We start from the raw sequence: 24,142 nt of genomic DNA on the forward strand, positions 1-24,142 counted from the left end.
GTTCGCCCGGGAAGGCTACGAGCGGGAGCGGTTCGGCCGAGCCAACGCCGCGCTGTCGGATACCGCGCTGACCGCCGGCAATTGGCAGGCGCTGATGCTGCCGGTGACCACGCTGACGGTCAACGTGTCCAGCGTCGCGCTCATCTGGTTCGGCGGTCAGCGCGGTATCCGACAGCGCGGCGTTGGCTCGGCCGAACCGCTCCCGCTCGTAGCCTTCCCGGGCGAACGCCCGCACCACCCGGACACCGGACAGCTGGTCGCGCATCACCCGGTTGATGCCGTCGATCAGGCCCTGCATCCGGCGGAAGAGCGGCAGCATGTGTGACATCACCCAGTAATTGGTCACCGCCATGATGGGAACGCTGACCAGCAGCAGCCAGGTCAGCGCCGCCTCCTGGTGGATCGCCATGACGATCCCGCCGATGCACATGATGGGCGCGGTGACCAGCACGGTGCTCGAGATCTGAACCAGGTACTGGATCTGACGGACGTCGTTGGTGCTGCGCGTCAACAGCGTGGGTGCGCCGAAGCGGGCCGTCTCGTGTTCGGAGAAGGTGGTGACGTGGTCGAACATCGCCGCGCGCAGATCGCGACCGAAGCCCATTCCGGTCTTCGAGCCGAAGTAGACCGCCGCGACCGCGCACAGCACCTGCAGGCCGGTGACCGAAAGCATCACCATGCCGAGCCTGACGATGGTGGCCGTGTCGCCCTTGGCGACGCCCTCGTCGATGATGGCGGCGTTGACCGTCGGCAGGTAGAGCGACGCCAGCGTGCTGATCAGCTGAAGCACCATCAGCACCGCGACGAGCCGCCGGTACGGGCGGATGTACTGGCGCAGCAGTGCCAGGAGCATTTCGTAACTGTCGCACACGGCGAGTTCCGCGGCCGCCGGCAACCGCCGGATCGGTTAACTCGGCCGCCGTATGCGTCGACGCGACTGAAACGCCTGCTCAGGCGCGTCGGTGGTTGACCCGCTGAGCTGCCGCTACAGTGCATCGTGTGGACCGGGAGCAGGCTGAGCAAAAGCAGGGTAGCGGTGCGGCGTAACTCGAGGGCGCTGGCCGTTGCGGCGACAGCCTTGGCGATCCTGATCCCCACGGTTGCGGCGTGCTCCGATTCGGGGAGCAACAAACCGGGCGCGACGTCGTCGACGGCGCCGGGGATCTCGGAGGGCCACCACGGGCCGATGTTTCCGCAGTGCGGCGGCATCAACGATCAGACCGTGGCGGAACTGACCAAGGTGACCGGCCTGATCAACACCGCCCGGAACTCCGTTGGCTGCCAGTGGCTGGCCGGCGGCGGCATCCTCGGCCCGCACTTTTCGTTTTCCTGGTACCGCGGCAGTCCCATCGGGCGTGAACGCAAGACCGAGGAGCTGTCGCGCGCCAGCGTCGACGACATCAACATCAACGGCCACGGCGGCTTCATCGCCGTCGGGAACGAGCCCAACCTGGGTGACTCGCTGTGCGAGGTGGGCATCCAATTCCAGGATGACTTCATCGAATGGTCGATCAGCTTCAGTCAGAAGCCGTTCCCGCCGCCCTGCGACATCGCCAAGGAATTGGCGCGCCAGTCGATTGCGAACTCCAAATGACCAGAACTCGCGTGCGCGCCGTCGTCGCCGTCTTGATCACCGCCCTGGTGGTGTTGACCGGATGTTCGAGGTCCGTCGCCGGCAACGCCGTCAAGGCCGGCGGTCCGACGCGCAACAACAACTCCCAGCAGCAGTACCCCAACCTGCTCAAGGAGTGCGAGGTGCTTACCAGCGACATCCTCGCCAAGACGGTGGGCGCGGATCCGCTCGACATCCAGAGCACCTTCGTCGGCGCGATCTGTCGTTGGCAGGCGGCCAATCCGGCCGGCCTGATCGACATCACCCGGTTCTGGTTCGAGCAGGGCAGTCTGAGCAACGAGCGCAAGGTCGCCGACTTTCTCAAGTACAAGGTCGAGACGCGCAACATCGCCGGGATCGATTCCATCGTGATGCGTCCCGACGACCCCAATGGCGCGTGCGGGGTGGCCAGCGACGCGGCCGGCGTGGTCGGATGGTGGGTCAATCCCCAGGCGCCCGGCATCGACGCGTGCGGTCAGGCGCTCAAGCTCATGGAACTGACGCTGGCCACGAACTCGTAGCGCATTAGCGCGGGATTTCGAAGCCGATCAGCGCGGCGCGGCCGAGTTCGAGGCCCTTCCATCCGGACGTGATCGTCAGCACCGCGATCGCCGACGTCGGGAACTTGACCGAAATCCGTTCCGCCGCAGCAACATCGGTGCCGGTGCCGGCGAGGCCGAGAGCTACCGCGGACATCGTCGGCTCGTGGCCGACGACCAGCAGCGTCTCGACTTCATCGCTGACAGCGTTGATTTCCTCGATCATCGCGCCGGGGGTCGCGCCGTAGAGCCGCTCGCTGTACCGCACCGGGGCATCGACACGCGTGGTGGCCAATGTCTGCCGGGTGCGCGTCGCGGTCGAACACAACACGGCGTCGATGGCCGGGGCGTTGGCGCGCAGCCATTCGCCGGCGAGGCCGGCTTCGCGAATTCCGCGCGCCGCCAACGGTCGCTCGTGGTCGGCGACCCCGGGCGGGTAGTCAGACTTCGCATGACGCATCAACAGCAACGTGCGCTGGTCTTCCACGGGACTCACGCTAACCCCTAAGCCGCGTCGTCGTCATCGTCGCCGTCGCGGAGGAGTCTTTCTCCGGTGGTGGAAGGTGTTGGTGCGGGGTTGGCCGCGGTCGAGGTGCGGGGGTGGGATCCATTGGGTGTCGTGTTTGGTGTTTTTGCGGGTGGTCCAGCCGCCGGGTTTGAGCAGGCGGTGATGGGGTCCGCAGGCGAAGGTGAGGTCGTCGATGTCGGTGCGCCGGCTCTTGGCGTAGTCGGTGACGTGGTGGACCTCGGCGAGGTAGCCGGGCACGGTGCAGCCTGGTGCTGAACACCCCCGGTCTTTGGCGTAGAGGACGATGCGTTGCCCGGGTGAGGCGAGCCGCTTGCTGTGATAGAGGGCCACGGGTTTGGCGTTGTCGAAGACGGCCTGGGGGTACCTCCCGCTTGCGGGGGCGTAGTGGTGGGCGTGGCGGGCCAGCCGGATCACGTCGCTGATCGGCAGCCGGGTGCCTCCGCCGGTGCGGCCTGTCCCGGCGGCGGCCTGTAGGTCGGCCAGGGTGGCGGTGATGATGATGGAGGCCGGTAAGCCGTTGTGCTGGCCGAGTTTCCCCGAGGCCAGCAGCGCCCGGTTGGCTGCTAGCAGTGCGTCGTGGTTGCGTTGGGCGGTGGAGCGGGCATCACCATCGATGGCGTCCTGGGTGGGGGCGCCGTCCACGCACGGGGTGTCGTCCAGCGGGTTGCACATGCCGGGGGCGGCCAGTTTGGCCAGCACCGCCTCGAGGGTGGCGCGCAGTTCGGGGGTGAGCAGGGCGCGCAGCTCACTCATGCCGTCAGGGCCTTGCTTGCCCAGCATGAGGCCGCGGCGCCGCGCGCGGTCCTCGTCGGTGTAGGTCCCGTCGGGGTTGAGGCAGTCCGCGAGATGGTCGGCGAGTTCGTCGAGCTGCTCGGGTCGAAAGTGGGTGCCCGCATCAGCCAGGTCGGCCTCCACCGCCTGACGGGTGGCGGCATCGACCCAGCCCGGCAGCCGGTGAAAGAACCGGCGGATCACCGCCACCTGCCCACCGCCGAGTTTCCCGGCGCGCTGGGCCGCCGCGGTGGCCGGCAGCATCGGCTCCAAGGGCTCCCCGGTCAACCCGTGCCGCGGACCCAGATCCACCGCCTCTTTGGCCCGCCGCGCCGCCTCGGCGCGACTGATCAACGTCGCCTCGGCAATAGCCTGCGCCAGCGTGCCGCCGAGCTCGTCGGGGCTGGCTTGATGGGCGAGAGCGTTGATCACGGGGTGCTCAAGCGCCGGTAGCTGTCGGCGCGCCTTCTCGCAACGCTCCAGCATCGCCAGCTGCTGGCGCACGGTCATCGCGTCCACCGGCAGCGCGCGAGCCCGGGCCAACACCGAATCCAGGTCGTCGAACACCGCCTCGACATCGGGATGGCCACCTGGACTCATAGCGCCAAACTAGCCACCCCCACCGACAACAACGCCCCCCAGCATCGCCATGAATACACACTCGAAAAAAATCCGCAAAATAGCCGCTCGGAGACCTGCCGGGCGAGGTCCCGCGTCTTGTCGGTGCGCGGATTTAAGCTCGCGATGCCCTGGTAAGCACGCCGTCCGAAAGGGAGCCGCCGCCATGCGATTCCTGCACACCGCCGACTGGCAGCTCGGCATGACCCGGCACTTCCTCGCCGGGGACGCTCAGCCGCGGTACTCGGCTGCCCGGCGTGACGCGGTGGCCGGTCTGGGGGCGCTGGCGGCGGAGGTGGGCGCCGAATTCGTCGTGGTGTCCGGCGATGTCTTCGAACACAATCAGCTTCCCCCACAAGTCGTCGGGCAGTCGTTGGAAGCCATGCGCGCCATCGGGATTCCGGTCTACCTGCTGCCGGGCAACCACGACCCGCTCGACGCGTCCTCGGTCTACACCAGCGCCCTGTTCACCACCGAACGTCCCGACAACGTGGTGGTGCTCGAGCGGGCCGGCGTCCATCAGATCAGGCCCGGGCTGGAGATCGTCGCCGCCCCTTGGCGATCCAAGGCGCCGACCACCGACCTCGTCGCCGACGTTCTCGACGGCCTCACACCCGAACCGGTCACCCGGATCCTCGTCGCGCACGGTGGCGTCGACGTCCTGGACCCGGACCGGAACAAGCCCTCACTGATCCGGCTCGCTGCCTTGGACCACTCGCTGGCCACCGGCACGGTGCACTATGTCGCGCTGGGGGATAAGCATTCACGCACGAATGTTGGTGCCAGCGGCAGGATCTGGTACTCCGGATCGCCGGAAGTCACCAACTTCGACGACGTGGAATCCGACCCCGGCCACGTGCTCGTCGTAGAGATCGACGAGGACGACCCGCATCGCACCCCATCGGTGGAATCGCGGCACGTCGGCCGGTGGCGCTTCGTCACCCTGCACCACCAGGTCGACGGTCGCCGCGACATCGCCGACCTCGACCTGAACCTCGACCTGATGACCGAAAAGGACCGCACCGTGGTGCGCCTGGCGCTCACCGGATCCCTGACCGTCACGGACCGTGCGGCACTGGACGCCTGCCTGGACCGGTATGCTCGCCTGTTCGCCCACCTGCGCACGTGGGACAGCCACACCGACCTCGCGGTCATTCCGGCCGACGGCGAATTCAGTGACCTGGGTATCGGTGGATTCGCCGCCGCGGCGGTCGACGAACTGGTGGCGACCGCCCGCGAGGGAGACCCCGAGACCGCTGTCGACGCACAGGGGGCGCTGGCGCTGTTGCTTCGCCTCACCGACCGGGGCGCCGCATGAAGTTGCACCGCCTGACCCTGACGAATTATCGCGGCATCGCGCACCGGGAGATCGAATTCCCCGACCACGGCGTCGTCGTCGTGTGCGGCGCCAACGAGATCGGCAAGTCCTCAATGATCGAGGCCTTGGACTTGCTGCTGGAGTCCAGGGACCGCTCGACAAAGAAGGAAGTCAAACAGGTCAAGCCCACCCACAGCGATGTCGGCTCCGAGGTGAGCGCCGAATTGAGCTGCGGTCCTTATCGTTTCACCTATCGCAAGCGGTTCCACAAGAAATGTGAAACCGAGCTGACGATCCAGTCGCCGCACCGCGAGCAGCTCACCGGCGACGAGGCGCACGAACGGGTCCGGGCGATGTTGGCCGAAACGGTGGACAGCGATCTGTGGCACGCTCAGCGGGTGCTGCAGTCGGCCTCGACCGCCGCGGTGGATCTTTCAGGCTGCGACGCCCTTTCGCGTGCGCTCGACGTGGCGGCCGGGGACGCCGCGGCGCTGTCCGGCACCGAGCCGTTGCTCATCGAACGCATCGACGCGGAATACGGACGCTACTTCACCCCCACCGGGCGTCCCACCGGGGAATGGGCCGCCGCAATCACCCGCCTGGCCGACGCCGAGGCCGCGGTCGCGGAGTGCGTGGCGGCGGTCGCCGAGGTCGACGAGCGGGTGTGTCGGCACGCGGCCCTCACGCAGCAGGTGGCCGACTTGTCCCAGCAGCGCATCGCCGCGCGCCCCCGGCTCACCACCGCGCAGGAGGCCGCCGAAAAGGTCGCCGAACTGACGGGCCAGGTGCGCGAGGCCGAGCTGATGGCGACCGCGGCGGCGGCGACGAGCGCGGCCGCCGCCACGGCGCGCAACTCGCGCGTGCAGCTGCTCGCCGAAATCGACACCCGCACAGCGGCTGTCGTCGCCGCGGCGGCCCAAGCGCAAGAAGCCGCCGAGCTCTGCGCGGCGGCGCGGGTCGAGGCCGAGGCCGCCGACGTCGCGGCTCAACAGGCCGCCGAAGCCGTCGCGGAGCTGCATCGCCGCGCCGAATCCGCCCGCCGCACCGTCACTCGGCTCACCGACCGCGAGGAGGCCGACCGGCTGAGCGCCCGATTGGCCAAGATCGAGGCCATCCAGAGTGACCGCGACCGGGTGTGCGCGGAACTCGGCGATATCGCCATCACCGACCAGCAGCTGCGCCGGATCGAGACGGCGGCGGCCGCGGTCGACCGCATGGGCGTCCAGTTGGCGTCGACGTCGGCGGTGGTCGAGTTCACCGCCGCCGCAGACATCGAGCTGTCCATCGGTGGCGAACGGATCGTGTTGTCCGGGGGCCAAACCTGGTCGATGACGACCACTGGGCCCACCGCAGTCCAGGTCCCCGGCGTCCTGACCGCGCAAATCACTCCCGGTGCAACCACCCTCGATGTGCGGGCGAAACACGCTGCGGCGCAAGAGGAGCTGTCGGCGGCGTTGGCCGAGGGACGGGCGGCCGACCTGGCCGCGGCACGGACCGCCGATCAGCGTCGCCACGAACTGGAGGGCACCCGCGACCAATTGGGCGCCACCCTGGCCGGCCTGTGCGGGGATGACGACATCGATGACCTGCGTTCGCGACTCGCGCAGCTGCGCGCCGCGCAACCGGTCGAGGCGGCCGGCCCGGTGAGGGATATCGGAGCCGCCCGCGAGGAGCTCGATGCCCTTCAGGCGGCGGGCCAAGCCGCGATCGCCGAGTGCGACGGCCGCCGCCGGAACGCCGACGCCCTCACTGCCCGGCTCACCGAGCTGGCCACCCGTGCAACAGTTCTCGAGAACGTGCTGAAGAACCAGCGGGGCGAGCTCGACGCGGCCACCGACCGGTTGACCCAGGAGCGGGCGTCGGCCGGTGACGACGGACTCGCGGCGGCGGCGGACACGGCGCTGCGGGCCGCGTTGGCCGCTGAACGTCGGCACGCCGAGCTCGCCGCGGAACTCACGGCGGCAAGGCCAGACGAGGTGAACGCCGAATTACGCGTCGCCATCGCCGAAACCGAAGAACTGCGCGAGCGCTACGAACAGGCCGCGCGCGCGTTGCGTGAGATCAGCATCGAACTCTCGGTGATGGGCGGCGAGGGCCGTCAGGGCAAGCTCGACGCCGCGGAAACCGAACGCGAACACGCCGCCAGCGAGCACATCCGCGTCGGCAGCCGGGCTCGGGCGGCGCGGCTACTGCGTTCCGTCATGACCCGTCACCGCGACACAACCCGGCAGCGGTACGTCGAGCCCTACCGCGCGGAACTGCAGCGGCTGGGCCGCCCGGTGTTCGGTCCCACGTTCGAGGTCGAGATCGACACCGACCTGTGCATTCGCAGCCGCACGCTCAACGGCGTCACGGTGCCCTATGACTCCCTGTCGGGTGGGGCCAAGGAGCAACTCGGCATCCTGGCGCGGCTGGCCGGCGCCGCCCTGGTCGCCAAGCAGGACGCCGTGCCGGTGGTGGTCGACGACGCGCTGGGGTTCACCGACCCCGACCGGCTGGCGAAGATGGGGGAGGTCTTCGACACGGTGGGTACTCACGGGCAGGTCATCGTGCTCACCTGCAGTCCCGACCGGTACGACGGCGTCAAGGGCGCTCACCGCATCGACCTCAGCGCCTAGCCGAGCTGCGTCGACCACGCCAGACGCGGTGCCTGGCGGCCGGCCCGGCAGAATGGTGTGATGGCGGGCCGACACCGATGACGATGAACGCTAAACGGCGCCGGGTGCAGGAGAAGCTCGCGGCTTTGCCCGGCGTGCGGCCCGTGCGCCGTCCGGTCTCGCCCGACAGCAGCGACGAGTTCGATCTGTACTACGTGCGCACCGGCCGGAAGTCGGCCCATCCGCTGGTCATCATCCCGGGGGGCCCCGGGGTGGCGTCGGTGCAGATGTACAAGGGGCTGCGGCGCCGGGCGGCGGCGGCCGGCCTTGACGTCATCATGATCGAGCACCGCGGAGTGGGCATGTCCCGGCACGACGACTCCGGCGCGGACCTGCCGCCCGAGGCAATCACCGTGAACCAGGTCGTCGACGACATCGCCGCCGTGCTCGACGACGCCCACGTCGACACCGCCGTCGTTTACGGTGCGTCGTACGGCACCTACATCGCCTCGGGGTTCGGTGTGCGGCATCCGGGCCGGGTGCGGGCCATGATCCTCGATTCGCCGCTGCTGTCGCGGTACGACATCGTGATCGTGCGCCGAGCGATCCGCAGGCTGTTGCTCAGGGGCGACAGCCCCGAAACGGCCGCGCTGGCACCCAAAATGCGCAAGCTCGTCGACGCGGGGGTGATGACCGCGGCGGCCACCCAGGTGGTGGCGACGATCTACGGTCACGGCGGAGCCGAACTGCTGGAGCGACAACTCGACCTGCTGCTGGACGGCCGAAAGCTGTTGTGGTGGGCGCTGTCCCGGTTCGCCACCTTGAGCAACCTGCCGTACCGCTACGAGGAAGACCTGGTCAGCCGCATCGCGTTCCGCGAACTGAACTACGCCGCCGAACCCGACGGTCTGCCGCTGGATCCCGCCGTGGCGGAACGCGAAGCACGCACGGAGACAGCCACTTTCGAGGACGAACCCTATGACCTGGTGGCCGAGATGCCGCACTTCGCCTGGCCCACCGTGGTGGTTTCCGGCGGCCGCGATCTCATCACCCCGCCGGCGGTCGCCGAGCGCGAGGCCGCGCTGCTGCCCAACGTGGTGCTCTTGAAACTGCCCACCATGGCGCACAGCGCGCTCGACTTCCGCGAGCCCGCCGCGATCGCCATCGCCCGAGCGGTGTGCCGGGGCGAGATCGACGGGCTCGCCGCGAAAGCGCGTGCGCTCGACGCGCTTCCGGCTCGCCCCGAGGTACGCCTACTGTGGAAGTTGATCGGCGTGGCCGCCACCGTGGAGGGCGCCCTGCCGATCCCGGCGCGGCTGCGCCGCCGGATCAGCCGCGCATGAATCCGATGGCGGTGTAGCGCAGGTCGCCGAGACCGGCGGCGCCGAAATTGGCCAACGTGCTGCGCACGGCGACGTCGCCAGGGGACTGCGTCAGCGGCAGGCTGAACCCCTCGGCCCAGATGAGCTTGTCGAGATCGTTGGCCAGCGCCCGCGCCTTGCCGGGGTCGAGCTCCTCGAGTGTCCGCTCGATCGCGTCGTCGATGTCGGGGCTGCCGATCTTGCCGAAGTTGCTCTCCCCGGTCGACAGGTAGATCTGGGTGAGCGCCGAAAGCGGGAACGCGTCTCCGAGCCAACCGAATTGGGCCATGTCGAAATCCCCGACGTTGATGTAGTTGGTGAAGAACCCGCTGCCCGAGCGGGCCACCAGGTCGAGCTTGACGCCGATCTGCGCCAGACTGTGCTGTGCGATCTGGGCGAACTGCCGGCTGCCCTGGGCGTCGTAGAACAGGTCGCGGATGACCAGCTGGCGGCCGTTCTTTTCGCGGAACTGGCCGTTGAGCTTCCACCCCAGCGCGTCCAGCTCCCGCCTGGCGGCGTCCGGGTCGTAGGGGACGGCCGCGCTGTTGTCCTGGTAGCCCTTCTGCCCCGCGACATAGATGTGGTTGCCCAACGCCACCGGGTCACTGGTGAGCCCGTATTGGACGACCTTGGCGATGGTGCGCCGGTCGATGCCCTTGGACACCGCGAGGCGCAACGCCTTGTCGGACAGGATGGACCCGGGCGCGCCGTTGAAGGTGAAATGGGACCACGCGGGTGCGGGGGCGCGCCGGATCGAGATTCCCTTCGTGCGTTCCGCGATGGTCAGCTGGTCGACGGTGCCGACACCGGACGCGTCGATGGTGTTGTTCTGCAGCGCGGGCAGTCGTGCGGCGTCATCGAGCACCAGGTAGGTGATGTTGTCTAGACGCGGGCGCGCGCCCCACCATTTTGGATTGCGGGACAACACGATTCGCTGTGTCGTGCGGTCAAGCGACGTGACGATGAAGGGGCCGGCCGACGGGCCCGGCCCCAGGAGTTGGGCCTTGTTGAACGCCTCCGGGGTGGCCGTCATGCTCTTGGGGAACAGCATGCCGTTACCGGCGAACATGCCGCGCCACTCAGCATACGGCTTGGCGAAGGTGACCACGGCCTGCCGGTCATCGACGCCCCGGGTGACCGACGCGACGCGGTCGGCGCCGCTGGGGCCGGCGATCTCGAACGTCTTGTCGGTACCGCTCAACGCGTGGATCTGGCTGGCGATGTCTTCCCAGGTGATCGGCGTGCCGTCGGACCAGACGGCCCGGGGGTTGATGGTGTAGGTCACCACCTGCGGTGCGGTGCCGGTGAGTTCGACGCTGGTGAAGTAGTCGGTATCGACCGTGGTCGATCCGTCGGCACCGAGGATGAAAGCCCGCGGCAAGGTGGCCTTCATCATCGCGGCGACTTCGGCGGAGTTGCCGTCGATGTGCAGGACATTGAAGTTGGGCGGGAAGTCGCTCAGCGCGAGTCGCAGGCTGCCACCGTCTTGCAGCGTGGCCGGGTCCTGCGGGTTGATATCACTGGTGGTGCCGATCTGCGTGTTCTGGCCGGTCTGCGGCGCCAAGTTGATGGCCGGTGAGCATCCGGAGACGACAAGCGCCATCACGGCGAGCGCCGTCGTGACCCGCCTAGACACGCTTGCCCGGATTCGGTTGGGGCACGGCGCCCAGCAGCCGCCGGGTGTACTCGTGCTGCGGGTCGTCGAATACCTGCCTGCTGTCACCTTGTTCGACGATCGTGCCGGCATGCATCACCACCACCTGGTGCGCGAGGTGTTTGACCACCGAAAGATCATGGGAAACGAAGAGATACGACAGGCCGAACCGCTCTTGCAGGTCGAGCAGCAGGTTGATGATGCCCGCCTGGATCGAGACGTCAAGGGCGGAGACCGGCTCGTCGAGCGCCAGGATCTTCGGCTGGGTAGCCAGTGCCCGCGCGATGCCGATGCGCTGCTTCTGACCTCCGGAGAACTCGGCGGGGTACCGGGAGGCGTCGGCCCGGCGCAGCCCGACGATGTCGAGCAGCTCGGCGACGCGCGCGTTCGTCTCGTCCTTTCCGAATCCGTTGGCCGACAACGGTTCGGCAAGGAGCTCGAAGACGGGCAGCCGTGGATCCAGCGAGGCCACCGGGTCCTGGAACACCACCTGGATGTCGCGGCGCAACGACCGCCGGCGCGACGCGCTCAGGGTCGCGACGTCGGCGCCCAGGACTTCGATCGAGCCGGATTGCGGCGCAACGAGTTCCAGGATCTCGTGCAGTGTGGTCGACTTGCCGGAACCGGACTCGCCGACGATGCCCAAGGTACGGCCCTGCCGCAGCTCGAAGCTGACGCCGTCGACCGCGCGGACCTCACCGACGGTGCGGCGCAACATCACGCCCTTCGTCAGCTGGAACGTCTTGACCAGATCGCGAACACGGACGACCACCGGCGAATCGCCGGCCGCCGCCCCCCGCGCGGAGGTGTTGACACCGTAGATCTCGGCGGCGGTGCGTCCGTTGACCTGGTCGGTGCGGATGCAGGCCGCCCGGTGATCCACACCGACCGGCAGCAACTCCGGTTCGGCCACGCGGCATTCGTCGATGGCCAGCGGGCAGCGCGGCGCGAACGGGCAGCCCGGCTCCAACCCCACCAACGACGGCGGCGCGCCGGGGATGGGCACCAACCGGGTGCCCTGCACCGCGTCGAGCCGCGGGACCGAGCCCAACAGCCCCACGGTGTAGGGCATCTGGCGATCGCGGTAAAGATCGTGCACCCCGGCGGATTCGACGACTCGGCCGGCGTACATCACCAGGGCCCGGTCGGCGAACTCGGCGACCACTCCCAGGTCGTGGGTGATGATCAGCACCCCGGCACCGGTGATGTCGCGTGCCGTCTTGAGCACCTCGAGGATCTGCGCCTGCACCGTGACGTCCAGCGCCGTGGTCGGTTCGTCGCAGATCAACAGGTCCGGATCGTTGGCGATCGCGATCGCGATGACCACCCGCTGGCGCTCACCACCGGACAGCTCGTGCGGAAACGCGCGGGCGCGCCGTTCCGGTTGCGCGATGCCGACGAGCTCGAGCAGTTCCACCGCGCGTCGGCGGGCGCCGTTCTTGCCCACGTTCGGCTGGTGGATCTCGATCGCTTCGGCGATCTGGTCGCCGACGGTGTAGACGGGCGTCAGCGCCGACATCGGGTCCTGGAACACCATGCCGACGGTCTTGCCGCGGAATCGTGACATCGCGTCGTCGCCCAGGCCGAGCAACTCGGTGCCGTGCAAGCGCACCGAGCCGCGCACCCGCGCGTACTCGGGCAGCAGGCCCATCGCCGCCAGCGCAGAAACCGACTTGCCCGAGCCGGATTCGCCGACCATGGCCACGACTTCGCCGGGGGCGACGCTATAGCTGATGCCGCGCACCGCGGTCACCGGTTGGCCGTCCGTCGGGAAGGTGACGGCCAGGTCGGTAACGTCCAGCAGGGTGCTCACCCGGCACCACCGCGCAACATGCCGCTGCCCGGGTCGAGCGCGTCGCGCAGGCCATCACCGGTCACATTGGCGCACACCAGGATCAACACCAACACGCCCGCCGGGAACAGGAACACCCAAGGGAACGTCGTCGCCGACTGAGTGCCGTTGGCAATCAGCGTGCCCAGCGAGACGTCCGGCGGCTGGATGCCGAAACCGAGGAAGCTGAGCCCGGTCTCGGCCAGGATGGCCGAGGCGACGTTGAGGGCGGCGTCGATGATCAGGATGGATGCCACGTTGGGCACCACGTGGCGCAGGATGATGCGGCGGCTGGACACGCCCATGTACCGTGCGGCCCTGATGAATTCACGTTCCCGCAAGCTCATGGTCATACCCCGCACCATGCGCGAGCTGATCATCCAGCCGAATCCGGCGAGCAGCAGGACCAGCATCAGGATGTTGGCCGAGCTCTTGGTTCGCGGTGTGATGATCGCGATGAGGATGAAGCTGGGCACCACCAACAGCAGGTCGACCAACCACATCAGCGCCCGGTCACGCCAGCCACCGAAGTAGCCCGCGATCGACCCGACGGTGGCGGCGATGCCGGTCGAGATGACGGCAACGCAGACACCGATCAGCATCGACTTCTGCATGCCCCGCAGGATTTGCGCCAGCAGGTCTTGGCCGAGCGCGTTGGTGCCCAACCAGTGCCGGGAATTCGGCGGTTGCAACAGCGCGTCGAAATCCAGGTCGTCATAGGAGTAGGGCAGCAGCGCCGGCAGCGCGTAGCAGCCGACGAACAGCAGTACCAGCAGGGTCAGTGATGCGACCGCCAACCGGTTGCGCATGAACCTGCGCAGCACCAGCGTGCGGTGTGAGGTGAACTCCGCGGCCTTTGGCGTCGGAATCCCTTGGGCGCCATCGGCTTTTGCCTCAGCCGTCATGACACCCGCACCCGCGGATCGAGGGCGGCGTAGAAGACGTCCGAGAGCAGGCCCGCCAGCAACACCACCGTGCCGGAGAACAACGTGATCGCGGCGATGATGTAGGTGTCCTGCGTCGCGATGCCCTGCACCAGCCATTCGCCCATGCCGTGCCAGCCGAAGATCTTCTCCACGAACACCGCGCCGGTGACCAGCCCGGCGACCCCGTAGGCGAACAGCGTCGCCAGCGGGATCAGCGCCGTGCGCAGCCCGTGCTTCACCAGCGCGCGCCGGCGGGTGAGCCCCTTGGCGCGCGCGGTGCGAATGAAATCCTGGCCCAGGACGTCGAGCATCGCGTTGCGCTGATAACGGCTGTACCCGGCGGCCGCGGCCAACGTCAGCGTCAGCGTGGGCAGAACCAGATGTCGCAGCCGGTCCACCAGCTGGTGCCAGAAACCGCCGCCCACACCGGGCGAAGTTTCCCCGGTGTAGTCGAAAAGGTGCACGCCCAGAGCCCAGTTCACCCGCAGGGCGGCCAGGATCAATAAGTTGGCGATGACGAACGTCGGGGTGCTGAGCACCAGCAGGGCCACCATGGTGACGAGGCGGTCGCTGAGTCGGTACTGGCGGATGGCACCCCAGGCCCCGGCCGCGATGCCCAGGATGGTGCCCACCAGCGATCCGACGACCAGGAGCCGCAGGGTGACCCCGACCCGGCGCCAGAGGGTGGCGCCGACGGGCTGCCCGGTGACGGTCTTGCCGAAGTCGCCGCGCACCGCGTGCGAGGCCCACTGCGCGTAGCGGATCGGTATCGGCTTGTCCAGGTTGAGGGAGCGAGCCTTGGCGTCGATGACGGATTGCGGTGGGCGCGGGCTGCGCTGCAACAGACTGTCCAGCGGTCTGAATGCCACCGACGTCAGGCAGAACGTCAGGAATGAGGCCAGGGCCAGCAGCACGACGTAGTTGAGCAACCGGCGCGCCAAGAAACGGATCATCCCCAACCGCACCGCCCGTCTCGCATTGGGACAGGTTAACGAGCCCGGCCCGTACCGGCCCGCTGCGCCGACCGAATCTTATGATCCGGCTGATTTTCATGGGTCAATATTCGGTGGCCCGGTGTTAACCTCCACCGCGGTGCTGCGACACTCCCGAGGAGGCTGACGTGACGGTTACCGAGGATTACCTGGCCAACAACGCGCAATACGCCAGCACATTTCACGGCCCGCTGCCGCTGCCGCCGGCCAAACACGTCGCGGTCGTCGCCTGCATGGACGCCCGCCTCGACGTCTACCGCGCCCTCGGCCTCAAGGAGGGCGAGGCGCACGTCATCCGCAACGCCGGCGGAGTTGCCACCGACGATGTCATCCGCTCGCTGGCCATCAGTCAGCGATTACTGGGCACGCGGGAGATCATCCTGATCCACCACACCGACTGCGGGATGCTCACCTTCACCGACGACGACTTCAAGCGCGCCATTCAGGACGAGACCGGCGTCAAGCCGGCGTGGGCGGCCGAAGCCTTCCCCGACGTCGCCGAGGACGTCCGGCAGTCGTTGCGCCGCATCGAGAACAGCCCGTTCGTCACCAAGCACGAGTCCGCGCGCGGATTCGTCTTCGACGTCGCCACGGGAAAACTCGAGGAAGTCAAGCCCTAACGCTCAGCCGACCTTGTAGGTGGCGAGCGCCTTCGCCAGGAGCCTGCCCTGCGCGTCGACGATCTCGGACGATCTCGGCCCCGCAGTTGACCAGTGACCGGCCGCGCCGCAATCCCGGCCCACGCCGATGACGTCGGTCGCCCGCGCCGGCGCCGTGAGCGGCGCCCACTTGACAACCGTCACCCTGAGCTGATGCTATGAACGGCAAAGCTGCCAAACTTGACCGACTCTGCCAGGTTTAACCGAGGAAGCCATGACCACCGATCTGAAGGCGGGCCCCGCCGCCGGCCAGTACGAGTTGAGCCACCTGCGCTCGCTGGAGGCCGAGGCGATCCACATCATCCGGGAGGTGGCCGCCGAGTTCGAGCGGCCCGTGCTGTTGTTCTCCGGCGGCAAGGACTCCATCGTCATGCTGCACCTGGCGCTGCGGGCGTTCCGGCCCGGGCGGTTGCCGTTCCCGGTGATGCACGTCGACACCGGGCACAACTTCGACGAGGTGATCGCGACGCGCGACGAGCTGGTCGCGGAGCACGGGGTGCGCCTGGTGATCGCCTCGGTCCAGGAGGACATCGACGCCGGCCGCGTCGTCGAGCCGAAGCAGGGGCGCAACTCCATCCAGACCGTGACGCTGCTGCGCGCCATCCGGGAGAACAAGTTCGACGCGGCGTTCGGCGGAGCCCGCCGCGACGAGGAGAAGGCGCGCGCCAAGGAGCGGGTGTTCAGCTTCCGCGACGAGTTCGGCCAGTGGGACCCGAAGGCGCAGCGCCCCGAACTGTGGAACCTCTACAACGGGCGGCACCACAAGGGCGAGCACATCCGCGCCTTCCCGCTGTCCAATTGGACCGAGTTCGACATCTGGTCCTACATCGGCGCGGAGAACATCGCGCTGCCCTCGATCTATTACGCCCACCAGCGCAAGGTGTTTCGCCGTGACGGCATGCTGTTGGCGGTCGACCGGCACATGCAACCGCGCGACGACGAGCCGGTGTTCGAAGCAACCGTGCGGTTTCGCACCGTCGGCGACGTCACCTGCACCGGATGCGTGGAGTCGGAGGCCTCGACGGTGGAGGAGGTCATCGCCGAGACCGCGGTGTCCCGGCTGACCGAACGCGGCGCGACCCGGGCCGACGACCGGATCTCGGAGGCCGGGATGGAAGACCGCAAACGGCAGGGGTATTTCTGATGGCCACACCGACCACGCTGCTTCGCCTCGCCACCGCGGGTTCCGTCGACGACGGCAAGTCCACGCTGATCGGCCGCCTGCTCTACGACTCGAAGGCCGTCATGGAGGACCAGTGGGCGGCGGTGGAGCAGACGTCCAAGGAGCGCGGCCACGACTACACCGACCTGGCGCTGGTCACCGACGGCTTGCGCGCCGAGCGCGAGCAGGGCATCACGATCGACGTCGCCTACCGCTATTTCGCCACGCCCAAGCGGAAATTCATCATCGCCGACACCCCGGGCCACATCCAGTACACCCGCAACATGGTCACCGGCGCGTCAACCGCCCAGCTGGTAATCGTGCTCGTCGACGCCCGGCACGGTCTGCTCGAGCAGTCCCGCCGGCACGCCTTCCTGGCCTCGCTGCTGGGCATCCAGCACATCGTTCTGGCCGTCAACAAGATGGACCTCATCGGCTGGGACAGAGAAAAATTCGAGGCCATCCGCGACGAATTCCACGCCTTCGCCGCGCGCCTGGATGTGCACGACGTGGCCACCATCCCGATGTCCGCGTTGCACGGTGACAACGTGGTGACCAAGTCCGACCAGACGCCCTGGTACGAGGGCCCGGCGCTGCTGTCGCACCTGGAGGAGGTCTACATCGCCGGCGACCGCAACCTGGTCGACGTGCGGTTCCCCGTCCAGTACGTCATCCGGCCGCACACCCGCGAGCATCAGGATCACCGCAGCTACGCGGGCACCGTGGCCAGCGGGGTCATGCGCCCGGGCGACGAAGTCGTCGTTCTGCCGATCGGCAAGACCACCCGGATCACCGCCATCGACGGGCCGAATGGTCCAGTGCAGGAAGCGTTTCCACCGATGGCGGTATCCATCAGCCTGGCCGACGAGATCGACATCTCGCGCGGTGATCTGATTGCCCGCACCAACAACCATCCCCGGGTCACCCAGGAATTCGACGCGACCGTGTGCTGGATGGCCGACGACGCGACGCTGGAGCCCGGCCGGGACTACGTCATCAAACACACCACCCGCACCACCCGCACGAGGGTGACCGGGCTGGACTACCGGCTCGACGTGAACACACTGCACCGCGACAAGGCCGCAACGGCGTTGCAGCTCAACGAACTTGGCCGGATCTCATTGCGCACCCAGGTGCCGCTGCTGCTCGACGAGTACACCCGCAATGCCAGCACCGGATCGTTCATCCTCATCGACCCGCACACCAACGGCACCGTGGCGGCGGGCATGGTGCTGCGCGACGTGTCGACGCAGACGGCAAGCCCGAACACCGTGCGGCACGAGTCATCGGCCGTGGCCGAAGCCCGGCCGCGGGGCAAGACGGTCTGGTTCACCGGGCTCTCCGGTTCCGGCAAATCGTCGGTGGCCATGCTCGTCGAGCAGAAGCTCCTCGAAAAGGGCGTCCTCGCTTACGTTCTCGATGGCGACAATCTGCGCCATGGCTTGAACGCCGACCTGGGATTCAGCATGGCCGATCGCGCCGAGAACCTGCGCCGGCTGGCGCACGTGGCGGCGCTGCTCGCCGACTGCGGCAACATCGTGCTGGTACCGGCGATCAGCCCGCTGGCCGAGCAACGCGAGATGGCTCGTAATGTGCACGCCGCAGCGGGGTTCGACTTCATCGAGGTGTTCTGCGACACCCCGATCGACGAATGCGAGCAGCGTGATCCCAAGGGGCTGTACGCCAGGGCCCGGGCGGGCGAGATCGCACACTTCACCGGTATCGACAGCCCGTATCAACCGCCGGCGAATCCCGACCTGCGGCTTACCCCGGAGCTCAGCGTCGAGGAGCAGGCGCAGAGCATCGTCGAACTGCTCGAATCGCGCGCATAGCGCACGGCTGCCACTGATTGCCGCCGCCGGGTGGCACAATCCTCAGAGTGCGCATGTCGGCGAAGGCGGAGTACGCGGTACGGGCCATGGTCCAGCTCGCCACGGTCCCCGACGGGACGTTGGTGAAGACCGACGACTTGGCCCAGGCGCAGGGCATCCCGCCACAGTTCCTCGTCGACATCCTGACCAATCTGCGTACCGACCGGCTGGTGCGAAGCCATCGGGGCCGCGAAGGCGGCTACGAACTGGCCCGGCCGGGCAACGAGATCAGCATCGCCGACGTGCTGCGCTGCATCGATGGGCCGCTCGCGAGCGTGCGCGACATCGGCCTGGGGGACCTGCCCTACTCGGGGCCCACCGCGGCGCTCACTGACGTGTGGCGGGCGCTGCGCGCCAGCATGCGCTCGGTGCTGGAGGAGACGACGCTGGCCGACGTCGCCGCCAACGCGTTGCCGAAGCACGTCGCGCAGTTCGCCGACGACTACCGGACACAGGAAAGTGTGCGGCACGGCACGCCCCGCGCCGGCGAATGAGCGCTACCGCTGGCCGCCCGACCCGTACGGGCGGGTGAGGATCTCCATGGCATGGCCCGAGGGGTCCAAAAAGTACACCCCGCGCCCGCCGTCGTTGTGGTTGATCTCGCCGGGCCGGTTGGCGCCGGGGTCCGCCCAGTGCTGCAGGCCTCGTGACTGGATCTTTGCGTAGATGGTGTCGAAGTCCTCTTCGGACACCAGGAAGGCGTAATGCTGCCGCGGGATCTCCGCGCCGTCGGGAGCGTCCGCATAGTCCAGGTTGGCGCCGTGCTCGAGTTGGACAACCATGAAGTGGCCGAATGGTTTTGGGCTGGGCAGGCCAAACAATTCGGCGAGAAACTCCGCGGATTCCCGCTTGTCGCGGGAGGCGACGATGGTGTGGTTGAAACTGATGGACATGGACTCCATCCTATTTCGGCGCGGTGAGCTCCAGGGCGATGTTATCGGGGTCGCGGAACTGCAGGATGTAAGACGGGCCGATGTCTTTCACCGGCTCGTGCGCAATGCTCAGTTCGTCGAGATACGCTGCCGCGGAGTCCAATTCGTCCTTGGTGGCGACTCGGAACGCGATGTGGTCGAGCCCGGCGCGATCCTCGTGGAAGCGGTCGGTCGCAACCGGCCGCAGCCCGAGCAGCGTGCCGCCGAGGTCGTAGATCACGCCACCGAACAGAAAGCTCAGCTGTTTGCGGGTGGCTTCGTCGGCGTTGTCGGGCACCTCCAGCAGCACCGGCCAACCGAACACGCTCTCGTAGAACTGCCGGGATCGCTCGATATCGGTGACGGTGAGGCGAACGTGCGCGATGGAACTGCTGGTGAAACCCATCTGCTCCATGCTGCCACTAGCGCCACCGAGGGTTGATCGTCATGCCAGAATCGCCGCGTGCGAATTGCGATGACGCTGCCGGTGATGGAGCCGGACTTGACTGCGGGAATTCTTCAGGACTGGGCCCGCGCGATCGACGACGGCCCGTTCTCGTCGTTGTGCTGGGGCGAGCGCATCGCATTCGAGAACCCGGACAACCTCACCCTGCTCGGCGCGCTGGCCGCCTGGACCCGCCGAGTGCGTCTGCTGACGACGGTGATCGTGCCGCAGCTGCGCGACCCGGTCATGCTGGCCAAGGCGCTCGCCACCGGGGACATGCTGTGCGGCGGCCGGCTGAGCGTGGGCATCGGCGTGGGCGGGCGGCACGAGGACTACCACGCGGTCGGCGCCGACCCGGCGACCCAGACTATGCGCGGTATGGCCCAGCGCGTGGCCGTGATGAAGCGGGTGTGGGCCGGCGAAAAGCTCACCGAGTCGGTCCTGCCGGTCGGGCCTGCGCCGGTGCAGCCCGGCGGTCCGCCGTTGTTCGTCGGCAGCATCGGCCCCAAGACCATCCGCAGCGCCGCTTCCTGGGCCGCCGGACTGGCGGGGACCACGCTGGATCTGGACGTCGCCAAGCAGAACGAGCTGTTCGACGTCGCCCGCGACGCGTGGACGCAGGCGGGCAAGGGCAAACCGCACCTGGTGACGTCGTTCTGGTTCGCGTTCGGGTCACCCGAAGAGTCCCGGGCCCAGGTGCATCGTCATCTGCGGCGGTACATGAACTGGATACCGGCGGAATACGTCGACGCCATGGCGCCGACGACCGGCTGGGCGGGCACCGAGGACGAGCTGCTGGACGTGTTGCGCAAGTTCGAGGCCATCGGCACCGACGAGGTACAGCTCATCCCGACGAGCTCCGACATCGACCAGCTGAGTCGCGCGGCGGAGGTGGCCGGCCGGTTCTAGCCCGACGGTGGCGACCCGCCGCGCCCGGCTGCGCCGCGCTTGCGATCGCCACTGAGCCGAATGGTGGCGACCCGCCGCGCCCGGCTGCGCCGCGCTTGCGATCGCCACTGAGCCGAATGGTGGCGATCCGCCGCGCCCGGCCACGCCGCGCTTGCGATCGCCACTGAGCCGAATGGTGGCGATCCGCCGCGCCCGGCTGCGCCGCGCTTGCGATCGCCACTAGGCGCTCGCCCGCTCCTCCCCGGCGGCGGGCTGCTGCGGTGGCTGCCCCTTGCGCAGCGTCGCCATCAACTCGCGGTAGGGACCCACCAGGTACACGGTGTCGCCGCCGCGGAGCCAGGCGTCCCGTCGCGGATGCAGCTCCACCGGTGCGTCCTGCCGGGTGATCGCGATGACGCGGGTGTGGGTGGACAGTTCGAACATCTTCAGCCCATCGAGCTCGCTGCCGGCCGCGACGTGCATTCCGCCGACCATGAAGGACCGCTGCCCGACCGAAAAGGTGCCCAGCACCTGCAGGCCCATCGCGGCTCCGATGAACCACGGGGCGGCCAGTTCGACGGTGGACCGGACGTTTTCGAATCCGAACCGCTGCGCCACCGCGGCCCCCAGCTTCCGGTCGTACACGCGCAGCACCAGGGGAACGTCGGGCCGTACGACGTCGGGCATCACCCGCGGCCCCAGCATCTCGCGCAGCACGATCCCGGTCTCGATGTTCACCATGTCGTCCTGCGTCAACACCGCCACCGCGCGGGCGCGCTCGACGCGGGCGGCCTCCAGCGTCTTGCGCAGCGTGGCGTCGCCGAAGATCACCGGCACGTCGAGATCGGCAGCCGTCGACAGGAAGCGGTTGTTCTCGTCGCGCTCGATCACAGCCACGTCGTATCCGGCCGACCTCAGGTCGGCGACCACCCGGCTGCCGAACGAGCCGAGCCCGACGACGATGACGTGGTTGCGCAGATGGCGGGCCCGGCGGCGTCCGACCGAGTGGGCGAATCGCCGCGAGATCAGCAGGTCGGCGATGAAAGCGACCAGAAGCGCCGTGGTGGTCACACCCGCGAACATCAGCATGATGCTGTAGAGCCGCAGCCACGTCGGCTGCTGGGCAAAGCTGAAGTCGCCGTACCCCACCGTCGCGATCGTCTCGGTGCTGAAGTACAGCGCGTCGAGCCACGTCATCTTCGGATTCGGCTGGTAGCAAAAGCGCAGCACCACCGTCGATCCGAGCAGTAGGCACGCCGCGGCTACCAGGGCGCGCCCGAACATCGGGTTGACGTCGTCACGCAGCGCGCGCACGCCGTCGATCGTCCGCCGCAGCCGGGGCAGGCGGTAGCGCGTCACGGTCGGCCGCGGGACCTTGATGCCGCGGGCGGCCAGCTCGTCCGCGGTGCCGATCATCGCGGTCCAGTCGCCGGCGTGCACCGCCAGATCACGGCCCGGGCAGGACACCACTTCGCCCGGGGTGGCGCAGTCCTCGCCGTGGATCACCGCCACCGGAGCCAGATCACCGTAGATTTCGCGCAACGTCGCGCTGTACGGGGCCTCGGCGCCGGAGACGACGAACTCGATGCCCGCCGCCTCGAATGGGTGCACGGTGTGCGCCAGGCAGGCCTCGACAACCGAGGGCGCCGCCAGGTCGGCGACGTCCAGGATCGCGCCGGGGCGCCTGTCGGCCGCCATCGCCGTCCGCAACACGTCATTGCCCAGCCGCGCCACCACCCGCACCCGCGGGTTGGTTTTCCTTGCCAGCAGCGCGATTTCGAGGTTCGTCGCGTCGTCATCCCCGACGCAGATCACCGCGCGGGCGCGGGCGACCTCCGCGTGGTCGAGCTCGCCGGCGGTTTTGAGCTTGACGATGTGCACGCCGGCGTTGTTGAGCTCCTCGACGATCGTGGTCGCCAGTGCGTCGTCACCGCTGACGATGATGTGGCCACGCATGGTTACGCACCCTTCCGGGCGTACGGCATACCCCACCTCTGTGACGTTGACGTTCGTTTCTATGACTATCGGGCACCGCGCCGTTTCATGCCAGCGCCACACCGGACGCGCCGGAGGCGAGGTGAATTGCCACGAGGCCGTGGGAGAGATTCGATAGCGGTATGACGCCGCCGGAACTGCCCGGGCCGCTCGCCGCCTTGACCCGGCTCATCTCGGAGCGCATCGCCGCCGCCGATTTCGCCGGCGCGTTGCCGCTGATGAACGAACTCGTCGCCGTCTGCCGGCCGATCTTGGGGGAGCGTCACCCCAACGTCTTGGACATGAAGCTCGCGCTGGTGCATCTGCAGCTCCAGATGGGCGATCAGGCCGGCGCCTATGCCGCCCTCGAGCAGCTGGTGCCCGAACTCGAGGAGCTGCTCGGCCGCGATCACATCACCACGTTGACCGCGCGCCACATGTTCGCGGACCGGCCTCAACGCGAAACCCTAGCCGCGTTGGCCGAGTGGTCGCAGCTGCTGGCTGACGAAGAACGGGTGCTGGGGCCCGAGCACCCCACCGCGCTGACGTCCAGGGACCGGGTGGCGCAGAAGCGCAAGGAGCTCGGCGACTACGCGGGCGCCATCGCCGATGGCGAGCAGGTCCTCGCTGGCCGCCGGCAGGTGCTCGGCGAGCACCACGAGGACACCCTGGGTATGCGCATGGCGCTGGCGCAATGGCACGGCGAATCGGTGGATGGCCCCGGCGCGGTGGCCGAGCTCGAGGCGCTGGTCGAGGTGATGCGCGAAAAGCTGGGTGACGACCACCGCCACACGCTGATCGCTCGGCACACCATCGCGTTGTGGGAGCCCGAACCGGACGATTACCGCGACAAGGTCGCCACCTGGCAAGCCCTGGTCGACGACGAGGCTCGGGTCTTCGGCGACGACAATCCCATCACCGCCGCCGCCCGGGAGGAACTGGCCAAATGGCGCGACCGTGCTGAGGAATACCGGTGGGTGGCCGAGACCCGCGACCGCGTCGCAGCGGCCACCAAGCGCCGTCTGTGCGCGAAACATCAAGCCACGCAGAGGTTTTCGGATGAGGAATACCTGCGGTGCTGGCTTGCCGAGCGCGGCGCCCAATTTCCGGTGTGGGCGGGCCATTACGGCGGTGACGCCGTGTGGGACTTCTCCCCGGAGTCCCTTGACGCGTTGGAAGAGCTCGTCGTTCAGAAGGGCTCGACCCCCGAGCAACTCCTCGACGAAGAGCGCAATGCGCCGTTCGTCGACGGCGCCGTGTGGTACTTCGGGGAGGTGCTGCGCCGCGGACGGTCCCTGCCGTGGCAATACACCCGCGGTGACGCGGCGGATCCCACGGTCGGCTACGTCGACGTGTTCGAAGCCCTCACCCGGGTGCTGCACTCCGTCGAGCGCGGTGCGCTGCGCCGCACGTACGACCGCTTCACGGCCGCCCAGTGATACTGGGTTGGTGCCCTTCATCGAATGCGTCGCGTCCCGCGAGAT

20 protein-coding genes and 2 pseudogenes are annotated in these 24,142 nt (G+C 68.3%); 11 read left to right on the top strand and 11 right to left on the bottom strand.

The genetic code is table 11. From position 1 onward, the window contains the following. The coding region (locus A5695_RS00220) for an ABC transporter permease (protein ID WP_197515313.1) at window positions 1–853 on the bottom strand (853 nt) is incomplete at its 3' end. A gap of 183 nt (window positions 854–1,036) precedes the next feature. Here A5695_RS00220 and A5695_RS00225 point away from each other — a divergent pair. Both A5695_RS00225 and A5695_RS00230 read left to right on the top strand, forming a co-directional pair. Then, the gene (locus tag A5695_RS00225; RefSeq protein WP_068076904.1) at window positions 1,037–1,594 is read left to right on the top strand and encodes a DUF3558 domain-containing protein; all 558 of its coding nucleotides are present in this window, start codon (window positions 1,037–1,039) and stop codon (window positions 1,592–1,594) included. After that, window positions 1,591–2,133: a DUF3558 domain-containing protein gene (locus A5695_RS00230; protein ID WP_068076906.1), complete on the top strand. Its 543-nt coding sequence runs from the start codon at window positions 1,591–1,593 to the stop codon at window positions 2,131–2,133. The genes A5695_RS00225 and A5695_RS00230 overlap by 4 nt, the downstream gene beginning before the upstream one ends. Window positions 2,134–2,137: 4 nt before the next feature. Here A5695_RS00230 and A5695_RS00235 read toward each other — a convergent pair whose 3' ends face one another. Next, the gene (locus A5695_RS00235) at window positions 2,138–2,638 is read right to left on the bottom strand and encodes a histidine phosphatase family protein (RefSeq protein ID WP_156749368.1); all 501 of its coding nucleotides are present in this window, start codon (window positions 2,636–2,638) and stop codon (window positions 2,138–2,140) included. A 17-nt stretch (window positions 2,639–2,655) separates the two neighbouring features. After that, window positions 2,656–4,051, bottom strand: a pseudogene (locus A5695_RS00240) (HNH endonuclease signature motif containing protein). A 184-nt stretch (window positions 4,052–4,235) separates the two neighbouring features. Here A5695_RS00240 and A5695_RS00245 point away from each other — a divergent pair. From A5695_RS00245 to A5695_RS00255, 3 genes are all read left to right on the top strand, one after another. Then, complete coding sequence (locus A5695_RS00245; RefSeq protein WP_068076909.1) at window positions 4,236–5,387, top strand: exonuclease SbcCD subunit D; 1,152 nt, start codon at window positions 4,236–4,238, stop codon at window positions 5,385–5,387. Beyond that, a complete protein-coding gene (locus A5695_RS00250) occupies window positions 5,384–8,005 on the top strand; it encodes an ATP-binding protein (RefSeq protein WP_068076910.1) in 2,622 nt (873 codons plus the stop codon). Before A5695_RS00245 ends, A5695_RS00250 begins: the two co-directional genes overlap by 4 nt. A gap of 77 nt (window positions 8,006–8,082) precedes the next feature. Continuing rightward, window positions 8,083–9,327, top strand: coding sequence for an alpha/beta hydrolase (locus A5695_RS00255; RefSeq protein WP_068076912.1), 1,245 nt, complete (start codon window positions 8,083–8,085; stop codon window positions 9,325–9,327). Here the strand turns inward: A5695_RS00255 and A5695_RS00260 are convergent. The 4 genes from A5695_RS00260 to A5695_RS00275 are packed head-to-tail and all read right to left on the bottom strand — an operon-like array spanning window position 9,314 to window position 14,709. After that, on the bottom strand, window positions 9,314–10,948 hold the full coding sequence (locus A5695_RS00260; protein WP_068076914.1) for an ABC transporter family substrate-binding protein: 1,635 nt from the start codon (window positions 10,946–10,948) through the stop codon (window positions 9,314–9,316). The genes A5695_RS00255 and A5695_RS00260 overlap by 14 nt on opposite strands. A 25-nt stretch (window positions 10,949–10,973) precedes the next feature. Then, window positions 10,974–12,812, bottom strand: a complete 1,839-nt coding sequence (locus A5695_RS00265; protein WP_068076915.1) for an ABC transporter ATP-binding protein — start codon at window positions 12,810–12,812, stop codon at window positions 10,974–10,976. Then, complete coding sequence (locus A5695_RS00270; protein ID WP_068076917.1) at window positions 12,809–13,735, bottom strand: ABC transporter permease; 927 nt, start codon at window positions 13,733–13,735, stop codon at window positions 12,809–12,811. The genes A5695_RS00265 and A5695_RS00270 overlap by 4 nt, the downstream gene beginning before the upstream one ends. Next, window positions 13,732–14,709, bottom strand: coding sequence for an ABC transporter permease (locus A5695_RS00275; protein WP_068076919.1), 978 nt, complete (start codon window positions 14,707–14,709; stop codon window positions 13,732–13,734). Before A5695_RS00275 ends, A5695_RS00270 begins: the two co-directional genes overlap by 4 nt. Before the next feature lie 167 nt (window positions 14,710–14,876). Between A5695_RS00275 and A5695_RS00280 the strand changes: the two genes are divergently transcribed. After that, window positions 14,877–15,368 (top strand): carbonic anhydrase, encoded by a 492-nt coding sequence (locus A5695_RS00280; protein ID WP_068076921.1) that lies wholly within the window; start codon window positions 14,877–14,879, stop codon window positions 15,366–15,368. 3 nt (window positions 15,369–15,371) lie between these two features. On the opposite strand, the pseudogene A5695_RS28165 reads toward A5695_RS00280, so the two are convergent. After that, window positions 15,372–15,560: pseudogene (locus A5695_RS28165) on the bottom strand (PaaI family thioesterase); the annotation flags it as partial. A 61-nt stretch (window positions 15,561–15,621) separates the two neighbouring features. Between A5695_RS28165 and cysD the strand changes: the two are divergent. Genes cysD through A5695_RS00300 form a run of 3 tightly spaced genes read left to right on the top strand, consistent with a single transcriptional unit; the run spans window position 15,622 to window position 18,934 of the window. Continuing rightward, the gene (gene cysD / locus A5695_RS00290; protein WP_068076933.1) at window positions 15,622–16,551 is read left to right on the top strand and encodes a sulfate adenylyltransferase subunit CysD; all 930 of its coding nucleotides are present in this window, start codon (window positions 15,622–15,624) and stop codon (window positions 16,549–16,551) included. Beyond that, a complete protein-coding gene (gene cysC, locus A5695_RS00295; protein WP_068076935.1) occupies window positions 16,551–18,401 on the top strand; it encodes an adenylyl-sulfate kinase in 1,851 nt (616 codons plus the stop codon). The genes cysD and cysC overlap by 1 nt, the downstream gene beginning before the upstream one ends. Window positions 18,402–18,448: 47 nt before the next feature. Continuing rightward, on the top strand, window positions 18,449–18,934 hold the full coding sequence (locus A5695_RS00300) for an RrF2 family transcriptional regulator (protein WP_067275957.1): 486 nt from the start codon (window positions 18,449–18,451) through the stop codon (window positions 18,932–18,934). Window positions 18,935–18,937: 3 nt separating this feature from the next. Here the strand turns inward: A5695_RS00300 and A5695_RS00305 are convergent, their stop codons facing one another. Further along, entirely contained in the window at window positions 18,938–19,333 is a 396-nt protein-coding gene (locus A5695_RS00305) for a VOC family protein (RefSeq protein ID WP_068076990.1), read from the bottom strand. A gap of 10 nt (window positions 19,334–19,343) precedes the next feature. After that, on the bottom strand, window positions 19,344–19,757 hold the full coding sequence (locus tag A5695_RS00310) for a VOC family protein (RefSeq protein WP_068076992.1): 414 nt from the start codon (window positions 19,755–19,757) through the stop codon (window positions 19,344–19,346). Window positions 19,758–19,826: 69 nt separating this feature from the next. Here A5695_RS00310 and A5695_RS00315 point away from each other — a divergent pair, with 69 nt between their 5' ends. Next, the gene (locus A5695_RS00315; protein ID WP_068076937.1) at window positions 19,827–20,705 is read left to right on the top strand and encodes an LLM class flavin-dependent oxidoreductase; all 879 of its coding nucleotides are present in this window, start codon (window positions 19,827–19,829) and stop codon (window positions 20,703–20,705) included. Between the two features lie 219 nt (window positions 20,706–20,924). Here A5695_RS00315 and A5695_RS00320 read toward each other — a convergent pair whose 3' ends face one another. After that, window positions 20,925–22,640 carry an NAD-binding protein gene (locus A5695_RS00320; protein WP_068076939.1) on the bottom strand — a complete coding sequence of 572 codons (1,716 nt, stop codon included), beginning with the start codon at window positions 22,638–22,640 and terminating at the stop codon, window positions 20,925–20,927. Window positions 22,641–22,801: 161 nt separating this feature from the next. Between A5695_RS00320 and A5695_RS00325 the strand changes: the two genes are divergently transcribed. Continuing rightward, the gene (locus A5695_RS00325; protein WP_068076941.1) at window positions 22,802–24,097 is read left to right on the top strand and encodes a tetratricopeptide repeat protein; all 1,296 of its coding nucleotides are present in this window, start codon (window positions 22,802–22,804) and stop codon (window positions 24,095–24,097) included. Window positions 24,098–24,142 lie beyond the last annotated feature (45 nt).

Source organism: Mycobacterium sp. E1747, assembly GCF_001667775.1.
GTDB lineage: Bacteria > Actinomycetota > Actinomycetes > Mycobacteriales > Mycobacteriaceae > Mycobacterium.